Genomic DNA, 18,203 nt, shown 5'->3' on the forward strand with positions numbered 1-18,203 from the left:
GATGTAAACAAGTCGACAACCTTCAATTGAGGCTTGTGTAATCCGGCCCAGATCGTTCTGGGTTCGATCGCCATGGATCGGATGAAATGAGGCAAGCGCATCGAAGAAAGATCTAATCTTTTCAAGCATATCTTGATTTATTGGCGCAGTCCGGATGCTCAGGTTCGAAAATTGAAAATCACACGGCCGCTCTCCGAAATACCGTACACTTGAAGAACATCCTTGGCCAGATCAATGCCTACGGTCTTTACTGTCATTGGGTGGCTGCTTTCCTAGCAGTTCATGACAACTGCACTTTGGCACATTCGATGCCGGTGAAGCAGGAGCCACCCACCTCATCCGCTTAGGCCCGTTTGCACTCTTTCAAGTCCCTTGGTCGAAGGTCTGGAAAGTCCGCAAGGCGGTCATAAATACAGAGTGCAGCGAACGTCTGGTGCCGGTGAAAGCAGCCATTCGGAACCAAAGTTTCGAATTTCCAGTCGCCAACGGCGGCTTGACGCGACACAGCAGACACTCGCCAAAAACCTGTGAACTTCCGCTTTGAGCCCAAGGGGAACCTTCCAAAATCGCTATTACATAGCTTTGTAGACATGCCATGCTTCTGGAAGGCCCTTTAGTTCTCTCGACCCAAGACTTTCAAAATCAAGACCTGAGCCAGCAACTAAATCTTTCACCGTTCGAGAAACGACAATGTCGCCGCCTCCACCTAATTCAGCTATGCGCGCGGCTATGTTTACAGCGATTCCGCGCACATCATTTGCCGAAATTTCAACTTCACCCGTGTGGACACCAATGCGTACTTTCAAATCCAAATTGGATAAAGCATCGCCTATTGCTTTCGCACAGTGGATTGCACGTCCTGGACCGTCAAAGGTTGCGAGGAAACCATCGCCCAATGATTTAACTTCCTGCCCACGAAACTGACGAAATTGCTCACGAATAATACTGTTATGTTTTTCGAGTGTTGAATGCCATGCGTCATCGCCGAGTTGTTGGGCCAATGAGGTTGAGTCAACGATATCTGTGAATACCACTGCTGCCAAAACGCGATTGAAGACCGGTTTGGGTTTAGAACCCGTCACGAAGGCCTCAATTTCTCCGAGAATCTCGTCTCGCTCATTTCCCATGAATGCAAAATGATCCCTGCCAGAAAACTCGCATAGCTGAGCACCCGGGATCATCTGCGCCAGCGTTCTTCCGCCTTCGATATCAATCAGCGCATCCTCAGTCTTGTGCAACACAAGCGTTGGAGCCTTGATGGATGGAAGGATGTCGGTGATGTCGATCTGACTGTTAACTTTCATGATTTCGATCAGATCGCGTGGCGAGGCTCCAGTTCTTTCGTACTTTCCCCACCACTCCTGAAATGCGGGATCATTTCCAGTCTCTGGACAGAAGAGCGGTAGTGCTGCGCCGCTCCCCCAGTGTTCTTCTGCATAGTCAAACAACTGGCTCAACGCCTCATCGCTTGGGAACCAAGATTCAAAGCGGGCAAAGGCGCCATACAATATCAAACCCTCGCACCGTTGTGCTTGATATGCCGCGAACACCGAGGCGAGAGAGCCCCCTTCGGAGATGCCCATAACAAAGGCTGTTTCCATGCTAGCCGCGTCCATGATCGCGCGGATGTCGTCCATTCTTTTGTCCATGTCGGGAACAGCTACACCGCGGTCAGACAGGCCCGTGCCTCGCTTGTCGAACATTGCCACCTTAGCGAATTGACCTAAGCGCTTCAGCCACTTCGCAAAATTGGGTTCCTCCCAATATGTTTCGATCTGTGAAATGAAGCCGGGTACCAAAACAAGGTTTTTCGGCCCCTGTCCATAAACCTGATATGCGATATGCACATCGTCGCTCTTGGTATATTGCGTTTTTGGCATCATGCGCGTCCCTCCTTGGGACAACTCCTTTAGCACGGGCAGACTATGACGGCGCTAGATTTCTCGCAACGCTCACGTGGATGAACCTTTCATCCAAATAAAAGTCAGATATTCAGTTTATGTTGAAAAGCGCGCGGGGCGGCTCGTCCCGCGTTGCAGACCTTGATGCGATGCGCGGCGAAGGTCCGGATCGAGCCGATTGTGTGAAAAACTCTGTTTTCTGTAAGAAATGGTGAAAAGCTTCGCCATAGAGCGCCATTTGAAGATTTTGGCTGGGGGCTCAACCAAATCAGAGCTTTGGCGATGTGCGCGTCTCTAACAACCATCGACACTCAAATAGGGCCAACTTTTCCAACGCAACGGAAATTGACAGAAAAATAAGAGGGCGGTTTTTTCGAGTTTTTCAACACAATCAGCCCAATCAAGACCTACATGAAATCCGCAGCATTCGACAGTAAGGGCGGATAGCGTCCAGTCGCTGCAAACTGCTCCAATGTCTGTTAAGGCGCATAGCCGCATGAGAGCGTCAGCGATAATACCTGAACAAAAGCGGCTCGACTATGGGCCCTTCGCGAAGATTGAAATCACCCGTCCCAGAATTCCGCCAGGATCGATCTTGCCACAAACAAGGCCCAGCGGCGAGAGTCTATATGATCATCCGGATGGAACATCTACCAACCACAGCAACCCAAAAAGGCGATATTACTTGGATCAATTTGAGGGAACAGGTGGGTTTTCCGGCCTGTTTCAATTTCATAGGACAGCAGACTCCATTTCCCTCCCCACTCTATCGCGTAAATAATGCTCTTTCCATCAGGAGACCAATAGGCGTCGGCAATTCCTATTGTGGACTCCCGTATCTCTCCACCCAACTCTTCCCTCGTCTTTGCTACCGACCGCTTTCCTTCTAAATGAACAGGCTGGACCAACAGGGTTGTGTATGGAATATCCTTAGCGGATGTCTCTGTTTCAGTAATTTCGACAATAGAAAGGTTGAACATACCAATTTCATAGTTCAATAGATCCGAATTTGGAAACTCGGTCTGTGGAGTCATTGGCGCGAGTTTTGTTAGCAGCAATTTTGAACCGGATGGGGACCAATCAGCAACAAGCCGGCGCGGTGCATAGCAACCCCAGTAATCACTGATCAAGAGTCGTGCCAGTCCCGATGGTAACGCAAAAAGTTCACGGATTTCTCCTCCCTCAGAATTAGTTTGACGAAAGGAACTGACATCACGGTCAATGGATGTCGCCAGCCAGTAGATGTGACTTCCATCCGTCGACGACACAAGCGGCCACATCGAAAAAGGCCACTCCGACCATTCACTTTCTGGCGGATCAGCGAGGGCACGAGTTTCTCCCCCGATTGGGTCGGTCACACCAAAATTTCCTTCTTGATCTAACCACAACACAGTACCGTTGGCGTTGAGCCAAGTCGCGTGAATGAGGTTGGGAACATGTATGATCTCGCGACCACTCTCGATATCTACGATGTGAAGTTCGAACTTTTCGTAACTGCAGAAAAACCAAACCCAAGGCTCTTGCCCAGTGAAATATGAAACAAGTCGACTGTCTGGACTGAAGCTAGGGGCAATGACCCGATCGCTTGAGATAGTTCGCAGACCAGACCCATCTTCTCGGATGACGAATAACCCGTCACCACCGACGGACACTCCAGCGCCTAAGGGAACACCATGGGAAAATGCTAGGAACTTACCATTGGGTGACCACAGAGGATTGATCTCGCGGAGATCGTCGTTCGTAAGTTGCTTGCGGTTCGTTCCGTCGAACCGGGAAGTGTGCAGGTCCCATTGACCGTTTTGCAGCAAGCTTACAACAATGCGATTTGGGTCAACAATCGGGGCTTCTTCGGCTATTACTGGAGCGTTGAGACACAAGAGCAACAAGGTGACGAAGAAAATTGCGATCATCGGAATCACTCCAGACCGAAAGTCCTTTGGACCTGCGTTGACAGGTGTCGGCATTTCTACTCCCTTTGAGTCTTTGTACGATCGAATACCACGAAGCCCAACTTTGTTGTTTGACGTAGATCACGGCAATTAAGGAACGTGAGTTCGAAGAGTGGGTCGTCAATAGAAGCGGAAAAATGTCGACACCCACCTCTTTCTGAACCGCATGGACCTAATGAGGAATGGTCAGCAATGGGCTGATTGTGTTGAAAAACTCTGTTTTCTGTAAGAAATGGTGAAAAACTTCACCATAGAGCGACAGTGGAAGAATTTGGCTGGGGGATCGACCAAATCAGTGCTTTGGAGATGTGTGCGTCTCTAACAACCTTTACCTCGCAAATCCATGCACAGTGACACCTTCGATCTGCATCCGACGCAAGAGCATCAACATCGCCATGTTGGACAAGGGCCTATGCCGCTTCTGCCCCTCAAAAACATAGTTTGACTTCATCGCCACTAGTGGCTTGATTATTGCTAGCATTTCATCTGTGAGGGGAACGCGATGCACCACGCCCCCCTTCATCCGATCCGCCGGGCAGGTCCAAAGGCGGTCATCAAAATCTATTTCGCCCCACTGCATCCCTAAAACCTCGCTCGTGCGGGATCCGGTCAGGCAGGTGAACATCAATGCTTTGGCGGCCATAGCATCACGGGTTTTCAAGTCAGCATAGAAGGCTGGTACATCCTGCCACGCCATCGCCTTGTGGTGCTTTGGCCTGACCTTGACCTTTGGTAAGACCTGACCTTCCTTGATTTCAGTCACTGGGTTTTCGCCGGATCGAAACCCTTTAGACTTGGCCACATCCAGTACGATCTTGATCCGTTGCGCCAGTCGTCGCGCGGTTTCATGTTTGTCGGTCCAGATTGGCGAAAGGCACATCAACACTTCAGGCTGGCCAATACTATCAACCGGCATACGCCCGATCTTGGGAAAAGCATAATCGCGCAACGTGTTGATCCACTGTTTGCCGTGCTTTTCGTTTTTCCAAGTTGGCATCCTGTCTATATGAACCTGACGGGAGATTTCCTCAAACGTAGGTATCTCGCGGCTGGCATTAAAACGAGGGTTCAACCCTTGCTTTGCCATGCGCCGATACTCCAAGGCCCGATCCCGCGCTTGGTTAAGTGTGACAATATCTGCACCGCCCAAACCAAAGTCGGTGCGAAGTGGTGCGCCCTTGGCATTGCGCTGCCCTTTGACGACGACACGCACGATCCAACGCCGTGCGCCTGATGGATCAACGACCAGATACAACCCGCCGCCATCGCCGTGTCGCCCGGCACCGAGATTCTCCACCAACTTTCTGGTCAGCTTTCCAGATAAGGCCATCGCAAAATACCACATTCCATACCACTCAAGGAAAGAATACGCACACTATCGAAAGAAAACCAGCGCAAACATACCAAGCCCCAAAATCCAACAAAATAAAGGGAAATAGCCGCTCAAAGCGACCCAAGGAAATTCACATAAAGTATATGGTGGCGGAGGGAAACGAACTAGTAGCGAACTCTCTCCGGTGACAGTGTCATCTACTGCGTATCTTTTCGAAAAGCTGCGGAAAGAAATTCCTAGATCAGCACTCGACCATTGAAATTCGGTGCGATTGCAGTTAGATAAATCGGTGCATCAAGAGTGAGGCTACGCCTCCGCCAACCTGCCAAACCCGGCAAGGTGGTCGCCCGAAAGGGGATGCGGCCAGATCGGCAACGAATGGGTTGGCCTCATCCACAAGCGATTGTCCTGCCGGTCTCGAACGAGGAGACCGCTATGATTACACGTCGAGTTTTTATCGTCACATCTGCTGCAACGGCATCCAGTCCATTGGCTGTTCATGCGGCGAACGAACGGGACGTCCGTTTGCCCCTGAAGGCCCAGCCGCAGGTACGGACGCTGTTCACGAAGCCAACCGTAGACGGCCGGTTACTGCTTTTCAGCGACGGCCCAGAGAAGCCATCGAAACTGATCAAGCCAGAGGCCCTTGACCAACAAAAACTCAAGCAGTACGCAAAAAGTACACGCCAATTCTGGCGAGCTCTAAATCTTTGGCTTTCCGAGAGTGACTTCTTACTGGGTCGACCTACTGCAAAGGCACTGGTCAGCCACTGGCAGTACGCGAGCTATGCCTTATCCCAAGCCCTGGTGCGAGATGCCGACCGAAAACGGTTTTCGGGCCTTTTCGAGTCCTACGATCTCGTCCCGGGTGATCCTGTCCCAGAGGCGGAGATGGTCCTTCTAGTTCATGACTGGATGACCTCTCATGGACCCACTGGACCTACCGTCTGGCTACGCAAGCTCTGGGCCGCGAACGAGCTCAGGGAGCGCGTAGTCGCAGCCGCGCTCGACGCTTTTGAAACGTGGGAGAAATCGACTGCCACGGCCGCGGATGGCTCCCGGAATGCCCGGCTCCAATGGCAGCTCGGCTTCACTGGTTTCCCAGGAAAACGGGCCCGTCTTTCACTGGCGGTCATCCGCGGCGGACAGGAAGAGGCTCTTGAGCCTGAATCACGGTTCGAAGGAGAAGAGCCGGGGCTATTCTTGGAAGGCGGTATCGAAACAGGCATTCAGTTTCTTGGGCCCCTACAGTCCCTCAACTTGGATCTCATATTGCTGCAGTCACGTAAATTCAATGGGGTCGAAAGTGGCATTTCCTACAATTATATCGCCAAACCGATCGTGCCTCTTGCTCGGTCTGGGCGCAACTGTTCCCGGCCGAGCAGGCAAGGATCATCCAGCTCCTAATCCGGCGCGTTACTGTCACCGCCGCAGGTCTTGAGGTGGACATTCGGCGCGAGGGAATCACGGGCGTCATCCGTGAGATGGTCGCGCCGCGCAATCTGGAGGCGGCAGAATGACGAACGCCGATGACACGATCCGCATCGTGATCCCGTTGAAGATTCGCAAGAAGAACGGTCGGCCAAAAATCATGCCGCCCGCCGACTACCTGCCCAGCGAAGATCAGATGCAGGACCCGCATGTCCTGCGCGCCATAGGCCGGGCATGGGGCTGGCGGCGGCGGATGGAGGCAGGCGAATTCAGCACGATCCAGGAATTGGCCGAGGCTGTTGGGTTGGCCGAGCGTCATGTCAGCCGTCAGTTGCGGCTGGCATACCTCGCGCCCGAGGTGCTGAAGCGGCTGGTCTACAAGCGGGAGGTCATAGCGGTGACGGTCATGCAGCTGACTGAATGCGCGGCGTTGCCGTGGCAGGGCCAGGCGGGGGTGGTGTTTGGCGGAGCGTCAGATGCCCCAAAGCATTACCAAGGCTAGATTTTCCTTGGCTTATCGGCCACCTTCGGCCCATGAGCGCAAACCAATCCTTTCAACAGCTTGAGACCTACATCCGCGAACAGATGCGGATGTCTCATGTTTATCAGCCGGTCATGCTTCAGGTTCTGCTGGAAAAGGGTGGCTCCGCATCGACCGAGGACGTTGCCAAGGCTCTGCTGAGCTATGATCGCTCGCAGGTCGAGTACTATGAAATCCGAACAAAAAACATGGTCGGCAAGGTACTCACGCAAAATGGCGTGATCGAGCCGGTCAAAGATGGACGGCGCATTGTCGGATACAGGCTGGTGGCCAGCGATCTGTCTGAACAGGAAATCGCTGCACTCATTGAACTCTGCCAGCAACGTCTGTCCGCCTATATCGGTCAGCGAGGCGATGGCATTTGGGGGCATCGCGGCATTGCGGATGGCTACGTTCCTGGCTCGGTCCGGTATGAGGTGCTCAAGCGCGCCAAGCACCGTTGTGAGCTATGCGGGGCCCATGAAGACCAAGCCGCGCTGCATGTCGATCATATCGTGCCACGCGCCAAAGGCGGAAGCGACGACTTGAGCAACTTTCAGGCGCTCTGCGTCACATGCAACACGAACAAGCGAGACAGGGACGATACCGATTTTCGGGACGTGCTGGCATCCTACGGCATCAGAGATCAAGCCTGCATATTTTGCACAATCGGCGAAGACAGGATCATCGCCGAGAACGAGCTTTGCTACGCGATCCGTGACGGATTTCCCGTTACCCCAATGCACACGCTGGTCATCCCCAAGCGGCATGTGGCCGATCACTTCGACCTCTATCAGCCCGAGTTGAACGCGATCCAGACGTTGCTCAAGGAACAGCGCGAACAAATTCTTGCCGCAGACCCCTCCGTCACAGGATTCAATGTCGGGATCAACGCCGGGGCCGATGCCGGTCAGACCATCTTCCATGTCCACGTTCACCTGATCCCGCGTCGGAAGGGCGACGTTGCCGATCCCCGCGGCGGCGTGCGAGGGGTCATTCCTGAGAAGCAGACGTATTAGGATGAACAGCGATCGGTTTACCCCGCGATTTCCCTTCGCAGATTGGCCAAACCCAGACGTCCCTGCGGTCGCCGCAGGCGTCTATGCGATCTGGAAGGATAACGAACTAATCTATTGCGGCATGTCCGGGCGAGAGATCGACAGCAAGGGCAAGGCCGCGCCCAAGAAGTACGGCTTGGTCACCCGCCTAAACAGCCACGCTAGCGGCAGGCTGTCAGGCGACCAGTTCTGCGTCTACGTGGCAAACCGTTTCGTGATCCCGTCGCTAAAGGCCGAGGAACTGCCCCTGTTCGCGAGCGGTTCGCTTACACTTGATTCCCGCACGAGGACCTTTATCCGCGACCACTTGGAGTATGCCTACGCCCTGGTCGAAACCTCTGCCGCCGCTTATGAATTAGAGCGAGCCGCTCGGCGCGGGGATCTGTTTGGTACCCAGCCGTATTTGAATCCCTTATGATCGAGACATGGCCAACCTTGCCCCGGAGGTCCTGAAGCGGCTGACCTGCGGGCGCGAGCCATCGGCGGTCAGCCTTTATGATCTGTGTTTTTTGGCAGGGGAGGCTTGGGGGGAACAAGAGCAGCGCGTGTTCGACTAGCAGCTGGCCTTTGGCCTCAAACGACCCAGGCACCGTGCCTGTTTCGGATGGAGCGGACGTTCGTGCCTTCTGCAGCTAATGACTGTTGAGAGCCCGATTTTACCGCCTCGCGCCTGGAAGGTTTTTGCACATGCAGAAAAACGTGCCCGATAGAACCGGCCCAAAGCCGACCTTGGTGCTCTTTGCAGCGAAGGACGGCAAAGGTCCCACTATGGGAAGCCGTTGAACTTGATCCAAGTCATTGTTGCCGCAGCCGACTGAATGTAGTTTTATGCATAATATGAGCCTCTGGAGCGAACGCCCTTCCAGATGGATAACAGTAGAAATATTGGAAGGCGGATTTGAATATGCCTATTGGAAAAACGCTAACTGGCGCACTGCTCACTTTGAGTACAGTCCTGCCGTCATCGGCCGCTGCCCAACAAGCGAGCGGGCCTGATTTTTCCGTACCGAAAAACGAAATTGTCGAGAAGACAGAAAATTATTCCCCTTTCGTAAACTTCGAGGCACCTGATCGTGTCTTCTGGGGAGATTCACATCTGCACACTTCGTATTCTTGGGATGCTGGATTGGTAGGCAATACGTTAGGCCCGGATGAGGCTTATCGCTTTGCGAAAGGTCAGCAGGTTATTGCAAGCTCTGGACAGCCGGTCAAACTGGTCAGACCTCTGGATTGGCTGGTGGTAGCTGATCACGCAGAGAGCCTTGGTGTCGCTGTACTTATCGAGCGTTCAGATCCCGCCATTCTAAAAAGCGAAGTCGGCCGGACGACGCATGACCTGTACAAAAAAGGCAAGATCTACGAAGCCTTTGAAAACTGGGGTCTAAATGTCATCGTTGGGGGCAATGATCCGCTCAAAGACCCTGCGCTGACCCGCACTGTCTGGGAAGAGATCATAGACCACGCTGAAAACCACAATACCCCCGGGCAGTTTACGGCCTTCATCGGCTACGAATGGTCATCAGCGCCAGGTGGCAATAATCTGCACCGCATAGTCATAACGCGGGATGGTGCTGCGGAGGCGAAAAAAGTTCTACCGTTCGCTGCCTATGAGTCCGACGACCCCGAGAAACTGTGGGATTGGATGGAAATCTACGAAGAAAAAACCGGAGGGCAGATTCTCGCTATCCCCCACAACGGCAACATCTCAAATGGTGTGATGTTCTCAGTCGAGACCCAGTCTGGAGAGCCAATAGACCAAGACTACGCCGAGCGTCGCGCCAAGTGGGAACCTCTCTATGAGGTCACTCAAATGAAAGGTGATGGAGAGTCGCATCCGTTCCTGTCACCGAACGACGAGTTCGCCGACTATGAAAATTGGGATCGTGGAAATTGGGCCGGTGAGCCAAAAACACCGGAAATGTTGCCACATGAATACGCCCGGGGTGGATTGAAGGTCGGCCTTCAAATGGAAGAACAACTCGGCATCAACCCATTCAAGTTTGGATTGATCGGTGGAACCGATTCACACACCTCGCTGGCCACCAGTCGAGAAGACAACTATTTTGGCAAAGTGTCATTAATGGAACCCGGTCTCGACCGGTTCGAAGGAGAGATCGTCCCCGATCCGCAGAATGCGGGCACAGGTACGTATGAATTTGAGACCATAGCGTCGGGGCTTCAAGGTGTCTGGGCAAAGGAAAACACGCGCGAGGCGTTGTGGGATGCGATGAAACGCAAAGAAACATATGCAACGACGGGTAGCCGTATGACGGTCCGGGTGTTCGGCGGCTGGGAGTATGACGCCGACGATGTGCTGCGGCCAGACTTTGCCAAGACGGGCTATCTGGGCGGTGTACCCATGGGCGGTGATTTGCAGAACGCGCCTGGCGGCATGGCCCCAAAACTGATGATCCGCACACTGCGTGACCCGGACGGAGCGAACTTAGATCGCGTTCAAGTTGTCAAGGGTTGGCTCGATTCAAACGGCCAGGCGCAAGAGCTTGTCTATGATGTCGTTTGCTCCGACGACCGAGAAATCATTGAAGCCCGTTGTGAACGCTCCGTCGGCAATACTGTCAACATTGAGGCTGCCACATACACCAACGATATTGGCGATTCACTTCTGATGGCGTTCTGGGAAGATCCTGACTTCGATCCAACCCAGCGTGCCTTCTACTATGTTCGGGTTCTTGAGATTCCGACGCCACGCTGGACAACATATGATGCGGCCTTTTACGGCGTCGATCTGCCTGAAGGCGTACCGCCGTCACAGCAGGATCGGGCATACACTTCTCCGATCTGGTATACGCCATAGCAGACGTTGGTCCATCCCGCAGCGAAAGCACACTTTCCGCCCATAGTACCGAAATGTGCATGGTGCGGCATTCGGGCCGCTTCCATTTTCCATCACGGTCGGCTTCCGGCCCTCAGCAGTCTTTCTTGCTTCACGGGGCGATTATCGGCTTTGGCGCACGGCCAAGATGACAGAGACAGTCACCCGAACCGCCAGCTTTGCTGCGACAGTACCACTCCCGGAAGCGTTGTCATAGCTTTGTTGCACCGATCGTGGACCGGCTGACATCCGGCACTATGAAGAGCCGGTGCTGCTTTGATAAAGATGCACATCTCTTTGAGGGAAAGGTATGGAAATGCCCTCGGCATCAAACCGTTCTTTGGCTCTCCCAGTCAGTCCCCAATAGACTGTCCAATAGTTTTCGGATTTCACCCATGGGCGGCAGAAAATGTTCACCGAACTCTCACCCAGTTCGCCAACAAATACTTCTGCAGATGGATTTTTCATGCAAAGCTCGTCTGCATTTACGAGATCCGAAAGAACCTTAATGGCATGAGTGGCATCATCCCCGTACCCGATACCAAAAACCAGATCGACCCGTCGAGTTGCAGATGCACTGACATTAGTGATGACGTCACCCCAAATCTTGCTGTTGGGAACCGTGATGACCTGATTGTCAAAGGTGCGGATCGTTGTTGATATCACCGACATATCATCGACGACGCCAGAGGTTCCGGCGACTTGAATGTAGTCTCCAGTGTCGAAAGGCTTGAGCGCCATAATCATCAGGCCACTGGCCAGGTTCCCAAGCGTTTCCTGCAAGGCAAAACCCAGAATAAACGACGCGCCACCAAGGACCGCAAAAAGTGGAGTCACGTTAACGCCAAACAACGCCAAAACGATCATGACACCCAAAGAAAATGTCAGCCAGTACACGGCTCCAAGAACGAATGTTTTCAAGAGCCGCGACAGGCTGGGCACGCGCTCAAGGCCTCGCGCAGCGAACTTGCGCACCATGCGCGACACGAAGAACATGGCCCAAACGGCAACGATCAGCCCGGCCAATTTCAGCAGAACGCCCAACCCGCCATCGGACGACACCGACCATCTTCCTAATGCCCGCAACAGGGTCACGGGATCCAATGTCTGCACCGTTGCGGCGTGCACCGCCAGCACATAGTCTTTATGCTTTTTTAGGGCGTCCGCATCCGCGCCTTTACGCTCCCACGTCACCAGAACCAAAGAATACGAATCTCGCAAGTCACGACTTACCGACACCAGCGCTGCCAACTGCTCCCGCAGTAGCTCTGCGTCACTTTTCGACGCATTATTTAGCGCTACATTTAAATGTGCACTCTTTTCCAATGCGGCACGAATGTATCCCTGCCAGACTTCCGCTACCTCTGCGAGTTCATCCGACGTCAATGGAACCATAAGAGTTGCAAGATCCAACTTGCTTAACTCTTGATTTTGCACAGAGTCAAACGCGCTTTGGACAACTGGCGTTTCGGCCCCTGTTTCCTGTGCTGCGACTGGCAAAACCAGGAACATCCCCAAGGACAGAAAGATTCCCAGCATACACCTGTAAGTGTTCCGCGTATTCAGCATTGCAAGTTCCTCTACATCTCAATCGCGCTGTCTCAGCGCCTTACCCGCATAGCAGACCTTGGCACAAGTCGCAGCGAAGGTCTGCTTTCCGCCCCTTGTGTCGAGCGACACGCCCGGCCCACACCGGACTTTGGCCTCTCCATACAACACTGCGGTGCAGCTTTCGCATTGCGGCCATTCGTGCATGGCGCAGCATTTTTGTCGGCTAAAACGTCGGTGTGCGGACTTACAAGCCATTCACCTCGGCATTTTTGATAGCTGCTTTGGGAAACGTCTACCAAAACTGGTCATTGCAAATAAGGGACTATTCTCTTGGCCCATCGACCGTCGCTGGGCCTTCAGACGCTAGCTGCGTTCGGCGAAACAGTTTCGAATCCTTTGGATGATTTTGGCGCTACCCTCAAGGTCATACTTTTCATTAAAGCCGTTGGATGTGAGGTCGATCGTGTGCCCATTCTCGATGAGCCCCAGGAGGGAGACCTGGTCAAGATTTGCAATCTCCAGGCGTGTCTCGCTCTTGGCTTCGGCGGCAGTGCGGACTTTTTGGGGATAGAAATCGACCAGCGCGATCATGTCGTACCGGTGGGAAGGCGGCAAGCGCCAACCCGGATTTGACAGTCGCAGGTGCCAACTCCCATCGTCTCTTTTCGCAAGCGCAAACGTGGTTCCATCGCTAAACGTTGTGCTGGCCCAACACTCTTTAAAACCTGAGCTACCAGGACCGGTTTCGATGCCCCCGCTCCAGCGACCGTCCACAAACGGTATAGAAGGCTCTCCACTTGCATTGGCGATAGTGTGCAGGAGAAAAATGAAAAATACCGTGACGTAGGACCGTTTGTACATTGCCGAAGTGACCCGGGCGTGAGATTCGCTTTGATTGCTAAACCTAGGCCGTGAAACCATTTGATTGCAACAGGAGTGCTTTCGGTTGACCGTCTGCTCCGGGCTCCTTGCTGCCGTTAGCCGCATCGCAGCGATCCTGCCAAACGATCTCGCCCCGACCAACATGAACGGCCCATTGCCGACCTTGGTGGTCATTGCAGCGAAGGTCCGGTTGCTTCGGTACAGGTCTTCGCTACAATGCAAGCTGATCAAAATTTTGCCTAACAGGATTTTCCCATGAAGATTTCCGTCGCGTTAAGCCTAACAGTTGCTGTCATTATTCCATCCATTGTAGCAGCGCAGGAACAGCCCATAGTTTATGCCGGAGACGCGCCCGCTGCATCCGCAGGCGACATCAAAGAAGAATACTCACCGTATCTTCATCAGGCCTACCCCAACCAGGTTCTGTGGGGCGACACCCACCTTCACACGTCCTATTCCACGGACGCAGGCATGATCGGGAACTACCTCGGGCCGGACGAAGCGTTTCGTTTTGCGCGGGGGGAAACCGTCACGGCGTCACTGGGGCAGCGTGCCCGCTTGATCCGCCCGCTCGATTTTCTGGTCGTCGCGGATCACTCAGAGAACCTTGGTCTTGCTGATCTGATCGCAGAATCCAACCCACAACTTCTGCGCAATCCGTGGGGCAAGCAGGTTCATGACCTTGTGAAAGCCGGGAAACCATTTGAGGCCTACGGCCTCTGGGGCTTGGAAATGGGCAAAGGAATTGACCCACTTCAGGACGATGCCTTGGTTCGGACGGTTTGGAACCGAATTGTTGATTCTGCAGAGCAGTACAATGAACCCGGCGTTTTCACAGCATTGCATGGCTTTGAGTGGACGTCATCTCCTGGAACCAACAACCTGCATCGGGTCGTGGTTTTCCGCGATGACGCGGATGAGGTTGAAGACCTGGTGCCCTTCTCTAACTACGATTCCAGCGACCCGGAAAAACTGTGGGAATGGATGGATGCCTACGAAGGACGCACCGGCGGACAAGTTCTGGCAATCCCGCACAACGGGAACCTATCTAATGGGTTAATGTTTGACGATGTGACGCTGGATGGCGCACCGCTGACACGTGAATACGCCGAACGCCGCGCCTTGTGGGAACCGCTCTATGAAGTAACCCAAATCAAGGGTGACGGCGAAGCACATCCAGCCTTATCCCCCAATGATGAGTTCGCAGATTATTATACTTGGGATAAGGGCAATTTTGGACTCGCCGAAAAAACCCCAGATATGTTGCCTCGGGAATATGCGCGAGAGGCCCTGAAACAAGGGTTGGAGAAAGAGGCAGAGCTTGGAGTCAATCCTTTCAAGTTTGGCATGATCGGCTCGACCGATAGCCACACGTCTTTGGCGACAAGCCGCGAAGAGAATTTCTTTGGGAAAGCAACACCTGTTGAACCCGGTTCTGGTCAAGAGCGCTATGACGAACTGATCACCGGTGTCATTGACGTCGAAGGTGTGGACGTCAGAATCAAGAACTACAAAACTGTGGCCTCTGGTCTTGCTGCCGTTTGGGCCAAAGAAAACACCCGCGAGTCAATCTGGGACGCAATGGAGCGCAAGGAAGTTTACGCCTCTACCGGTACCCGCCTGACAGTGCGCGTCTTTGCTGGATGGGATTTTGCAGCCGATGAAATCACGCGTCCAGATTTTGCCGCACACGGTTATGCCAATGGCGTTCCAATGGGCGGCGATTTGACTGCTGCGGCAGAAGGAGCCGCGCCGAAATTGCTGGTGCGCGCGTTGCGTGACCCAGATGGCGCAAACCTTGATCGCATCCAGATTGTAAAAGGTTGGAGAGACGCCGACGGCACTCTGCACGAAAAAGTCTATGACGCTGCATGGGCAGGCGAGCGCGTAGCGGACGCCAAAGGAAAACTTCCTCCCGTAGGCAACACGGTAAACGGCGCGCGTTATACAAATGACATTGGTGAGGCAGTTCTGGGCGCTTACTGGGAAGACCCCGATTTTGACGCTTCCGAGAGCGCTTTCTACTACGTTCGTGTTCTGGAAATCCCAACTCCAAGCTGGTTGGCCTATGACAAGGCCCTCTACGGCAATGCCATTACGCTTCAGGACGATGCTGTTTTGGTGCAGCAAGACCGCGCCTACACCTCGCCAATTTGGTACACGCCCGGCTGATCGGTCTACTAAAAGCTCTCGTGTTAATCGCGGAATAACGGGCGCAAACGAACTTTGCGCCCGTTTCAGTTTGCCGCTGAGAACCTAAGTTCTCACAACAGTTTTAGGGCAAGGTAGGGCACAAAATTGGTAACCAATACCAAAATTTTATAATTGGATAGGTAACCGAAATAGGCTCGTTTAAGGTTTTTTCATCTAGTCCAGTTAGACGCATTGTGAATGCGAGCCACAGCTGGGCGGAATGCGGTCAAAGCAATACCTGTGGCAGCAAGGAACCCAAAATTAATCACAGTCATCCATCCAAACAATGCAGTCCAAGTCTCGATTGTCATTTCCAGCTCCTTCCAGCTCGCATTCTCTACATGGAATACCTTTTATCCTACATTATTGCTGCTGTTTCCCCGATCAAGAACTTTTCACGCGTGAGCGCAGCGTACAATCGCATTTTCCGCTTTGCGGACCTTGGTGCGAAGTGCAGCGAATGTCCGCAATCCGCCCCTTGTGTCGAGCGAAACGACCGGCCCATTCCCGACATTCAGCGATGCTCGATGCTGACTCACCAGCTTGCCCAGACCGGACATTCGTCGATGGCACAGCATTTTCGAGAAGCGAATGACCGCAGCGCGGACAAAGTGCCAATGCGCTGCGCAACGCGCACAACCGGGTTCAAAACCCACTGACCCGTTCGATCAGCCAGAAAGAAGCGGTGGAGCCTATGAAGTAAGCCGGCATTTGCACCGCCCAGTTCGGCATCTCGCGAAAGAACTTCTTCAGCAGGAACATGAAGGCAAGCACGCTCAGCACAAAGGTGAGCTGCCCCAGTTCGACACCGACGTTGAACATCAGCAGAGCCAGAGGAATTTCGTGTTCGGGCAGGCCCACATCCGCCAGCGCACCGGCAAATCCGAGACCGTGCAAGAGGCCAAAGGTAAATGCAACCAGCCACGGGTAGGTTGCTGTTAAGCTGGGCTTGTTCTGCTCGACCTTCAAAAGCTCGCCTGCAAGGAACAAGATGGACAATGCAATTGTCGCCTCGACCGGTGGTCCGGGCACCCATACCAAGCCCAACGTCGCTGCGGCCAAAGTGAGACTATGCGCGAGGGTGAAGGATGTGATCGCCCACAACAGTCGCCTGCTTGGTCCGACGATCAGAAGCAGGGCCAACACGAACAACAGATGATCAAACCCGCCAAGAATGTGTTCGAAACCCAAAACGGTGTAGTCCCACGTGACCTGTGCTGCACTTCGGGGGCCTTTCACGATCATCCAGGGCTGTGACGGCTGCAACAGATTTGTTGTCGCGGCTCCATTGGCGAATGCGATCCGCACAAGCACATCCGTGTTGGTTTCGCGCAGCCCGGCAATTTCGATGCGGCTGCCCAGAAACTGCGCGGGGTCGACCTCGATCAGGCGGCGCTCAACAATTGATCTCGGCAACTCCGTCGTCACAGGTTCGGTCAGATTCTGCGCGGCCTCGGGCAGTTGCAAGACCAACGCTGGCAGCGGGGTAGACAGCTTTGGGCTGCGCCAAAGCACGCTGTAACGCCCCTCGGAAACTTCAGTAAATTCTAGGTAGCCGGGCGTCGAGTCATCCGCGCGCGCCGCGCCGCCAAAAAGAACCGCACATACCGTCAGCAGTACGGCAAGAAAATGCAGGCTTCGCACCATCCTCAGTTCTCCCCTGTGGGCTGGGCCTGTTCTTCTACCGGCATGACAGTGACATCATATCTGGACAGCAGTTTTTGAAAGGTCTCTTCTTCCAGGGCCTTTTTTTGTTCAAGCTGCCACTCCCGCGCGACCAGATCGCGGACTTCGGCCAGATCGGGCAAGCGTCCCGGGACCCTGTCGCTGACAAGAACCAGATGCGCGCCAAAGCCGGATCGAACCGGCCCCACCCATGTGCCCACCGGGGCGGAGGCGAGTGATCCAGCGAACTCCCCGCCGAAATCACGCCTGATCTGAGCAACAGAGGCAAGCTCGTATGATGAGGGCAGCAAAATCGGATCACCAAGCATTGGAGCGTCTTCGCCAGCCTGCAATCTCGTCAGGATATCCCTGGCATCTTGGCCGATATCGTTGCGCCTGTCCGGGCTGAGATAGACATGTTGGAAGGACAGCTTGGGGTCCAGACGAAACCGGTCTTCGTTTGCGGTTAAAATCTGTTGCAGGTCCTCGTCCGAGGGGGATGTCAGGGCAGATACATCCTCAAGAATGAATTCCAGCTTTTGCCGCAGACGGCGACGGATCACCCCGTCACCTTCGTCCAAACCCAGATTGACGGCTTCGCGATAAAACACCTCATCCCGGATGTATTCGGAGATCAGGCGCTGCCGTTCCTGAGGTGTCGGAGGGCGCGACCATGTCTTGGTGAACCCCGCTTCCAGCTGTTCGATCTGCCCCGAACTGACTACAATCTGGTCCGGGTTGTCCGCTTCAGACGGGTTCAGCGCCCCAAAAGCGATGAACATGCCCGCCCCGATCGCCAGAAAATGCAGCATCGGTTCCCGAAGGGCTTTCTTTAGGTCAATAACCATTGATCTTGCTCACCTTGAACGTCTGAAGTTATAGGGCCA

14 protein-coding genes and 1 riboswitch are annotated in these 18,203 nt (G+C 53.8%); of the genes, 7 read left to right on the forward strand and 7 right to left on the reverse strand.

Features of this window, described 5'->3' with window-relative positions; all coding sequences use genetic code 11:
• Positions 1-572: 572 nt before the first annotated feature.
• The 3 genes from OLX72_RS20455 to OLX72_RS20465 form a co-directional block, all read right to left on the reverse strand.
• The gene (locus OLX72_RS20455; RefSeq protein WP_114870421.1) at positions 573-1,883 is read right to left on the reverse strand and encodes an adenylate/guanylate cyclase domain-containing protein; all 1,311 of its coding nucleotides are present in this window, start codon (positions 1,881-1,883) and stop codon (positions 573-575) included.
• Positions 1,884-2,551: 668 nt separating this feature from the next.
• Positions 2,552-3,865, reverse strand: coding sequence for a TolB family protein (locus OLX72_RS20460; RefSeq protein ID WP_433989481.1), 1,314 nt, complete (start codon positions 3,863-3,865; stop codon positions 2,552-2,554).
• A 313-nt stretch (positions 3,866-4,178) separates the two neighbouring features.
• Positions 4,179-5,195: a tyrosine-type recombinase/integrase gene (locus OLX72_RS20465; RefSeq protein WP_433989482.1), complete on the reverse strand. Its 1,017-nt coding sequence runs from the start codon at positions 5,193-5,195 to the stop codon at positions 4,179-4,181.
• 274 nt (positions 5,196-5,469) lie between these two features.
• A riboswitch (SAM-I-IV-variant riboswitch) is annotated at positions 5,470-5,572 on the forward strand.
• A gap of 46 nt (positions 5,573-5,618) precedes the next feature.
• Between OLX72_RS20465 and OLX72_RS20470 the strand changes: the two genes are divergently transcribed.
• The 6 genes from OLX72_RS20470 to OLX72_RS20495 all read left to right on the forward strand — a co-directional run bounded on the left by OLX72_RS20470 (position 5,619) and on the right by OLX72_RS20495 (position 11,007).
• On the forward strand, positions 5,619-6,590 hold the full coding sequence (locus OLX72_RS20470; protein WP_433989483.1) for a hypothetical protein: 972 nt from the start codon (positions 5,619-5,621) through the stop codon (positions 6,588-6,590).
• Between the two features lie 109 nt (positions 6,591-6,699).
• On the forward strand, positions 6,700-7,116 hold the full coding sequence (locus tag OLX72_RS20475) for a hypothetical protein (protein ID WP_114869167.1): 417 nt from the start codon (positions 6,700-6,702) through the stop codon (positions 7,114-7,116).
• A 32-nt stretch (positions 7,117-7,148) separates the two neighbouring features.
• Entirely contained in the window at positions 7,149-8,153 is a 1,005-nt protein-coding gene (locus tag OLX72_RS20480; RefSeq protein ID WP_217621157.1) for an HIT family protein, read from the forward strand.
• 1 nt (position 8,154) lies between these two features.
• Positions 8,155-8,610, forward strand: coding sequence for a hypothetical protein (locus tag OLX72_RS20485; RefSeq protein WP_114869166.1), 456 nt, complete (start codon positions 8,155-8,157; stop codon positions 8,608-8,610).
• Positions 8,611-8,617: 7 nt separating this feature from the next.
• Entirely contained in the window at positions 8,618-8,749 is a 132-nt protein-coding gene (locus tag OLX72_RS20490) for a hypothetical protein (RefSeq protein ID WP_302622787.1), read from the forward strand.
• 347 nt (positions 8,750-9,096) lie between these two features.
• On the forward strand, positions 9,097-11,007 hold the full coding sequence (locus OLX72_RS20495; RefSeq protein ID WP_114869165.1) for a DUF3604 domain-containing protein: 1,911 nt from the start codon (positions 9,097-9,099) through the stop codon (positions 11,005-11,007).
• Positions 11,008-11,280: 273 nt separating this feature from the next.
• Here OLX72_RS20495 and OLX72_RS20500 read toward each other — a convergent pair whose 3' ends face one another.
• Positions 11,281-12,594 carry a mechanosensitive ion channel family protein gene (locus OLX72_RS20500; protein WP_433989484.1) on the reverse strand — a complete coding sequence of 438 codons (1,314 nt, stop codon included), beginning with the start codon at positions 12,592-12,594 and terminating at the stop codon, positions 11,281-11,283.
• Positions 12,595-12,939: 345 nt separating this feature from the next.
• Positions 12,940-13,632, reverse strand: a complete 693-nt coding sequence (locus tag OLX72_RS20505) for a hypothetical protein (RefSeq protein ID WP_205389048.1) — start codon at positions 13,630-13,632, stop codon at positions 12,940-12,942.
• An 81-nt stretch (positions 13,633-13,713) separates the two neighbouring features.
• Between OLX72_RS20505 and OLX72_RS20510 the strand changes: the two genes are divergently transcribed.
• The gene (locus OLX72_RS20510; protein ID WP_114869161.1) at positions 13,714-15,630 is read left to right on the forward strand and encodes a DUF3604 domain-containing protein; all 1,917 of its coding nucleotides are present in this window, start codon (positions 13,714-13,716) and stop codon (positions 15,628-15,630) included.
• A 666-nt stretch (positions 15,631-16,296) separates the two neighbouring features.
• Here OLX72_RS20510 and OLX72_RS20515 read toward each other — a convergent pair.
• On the reverse strand, positions 16,297-17,298 hold the full coding sequence (locus OLX72_RS20515) for a HupE/UreJ family protein (RefSeq protein ID WP_114869160.1): 1,002 nt from the start codon (positions 17,296-17,298) through the stop codon (positions 16,297-16,299).
• 2 nt (positions 17,299-17,300) lie between these two features.
• Positions 17,301-18,164, reverse strand: coding sequence for a peptidyl-prolyl cis-trans isomerase (locus OLX72_RS20520; RefSeq protein WP_114869159.1), 864 nt, complete (start codon positions 18,162-18,164; stop codon positions 17,301-17,303).
• Between the last annotated feature and the right edge of the window lie 39 nt (positions 18,165-18,203).

The sequence above is a fragment of the Sulfitobacter sp. TBRI5 genome, assembly GCF_051013555.1.
Lineage (GTDB): Bacteria > Pseudomonadota > Alphaproteobacteria > Rhodobacterales > Rhodobacteraceae > JL08.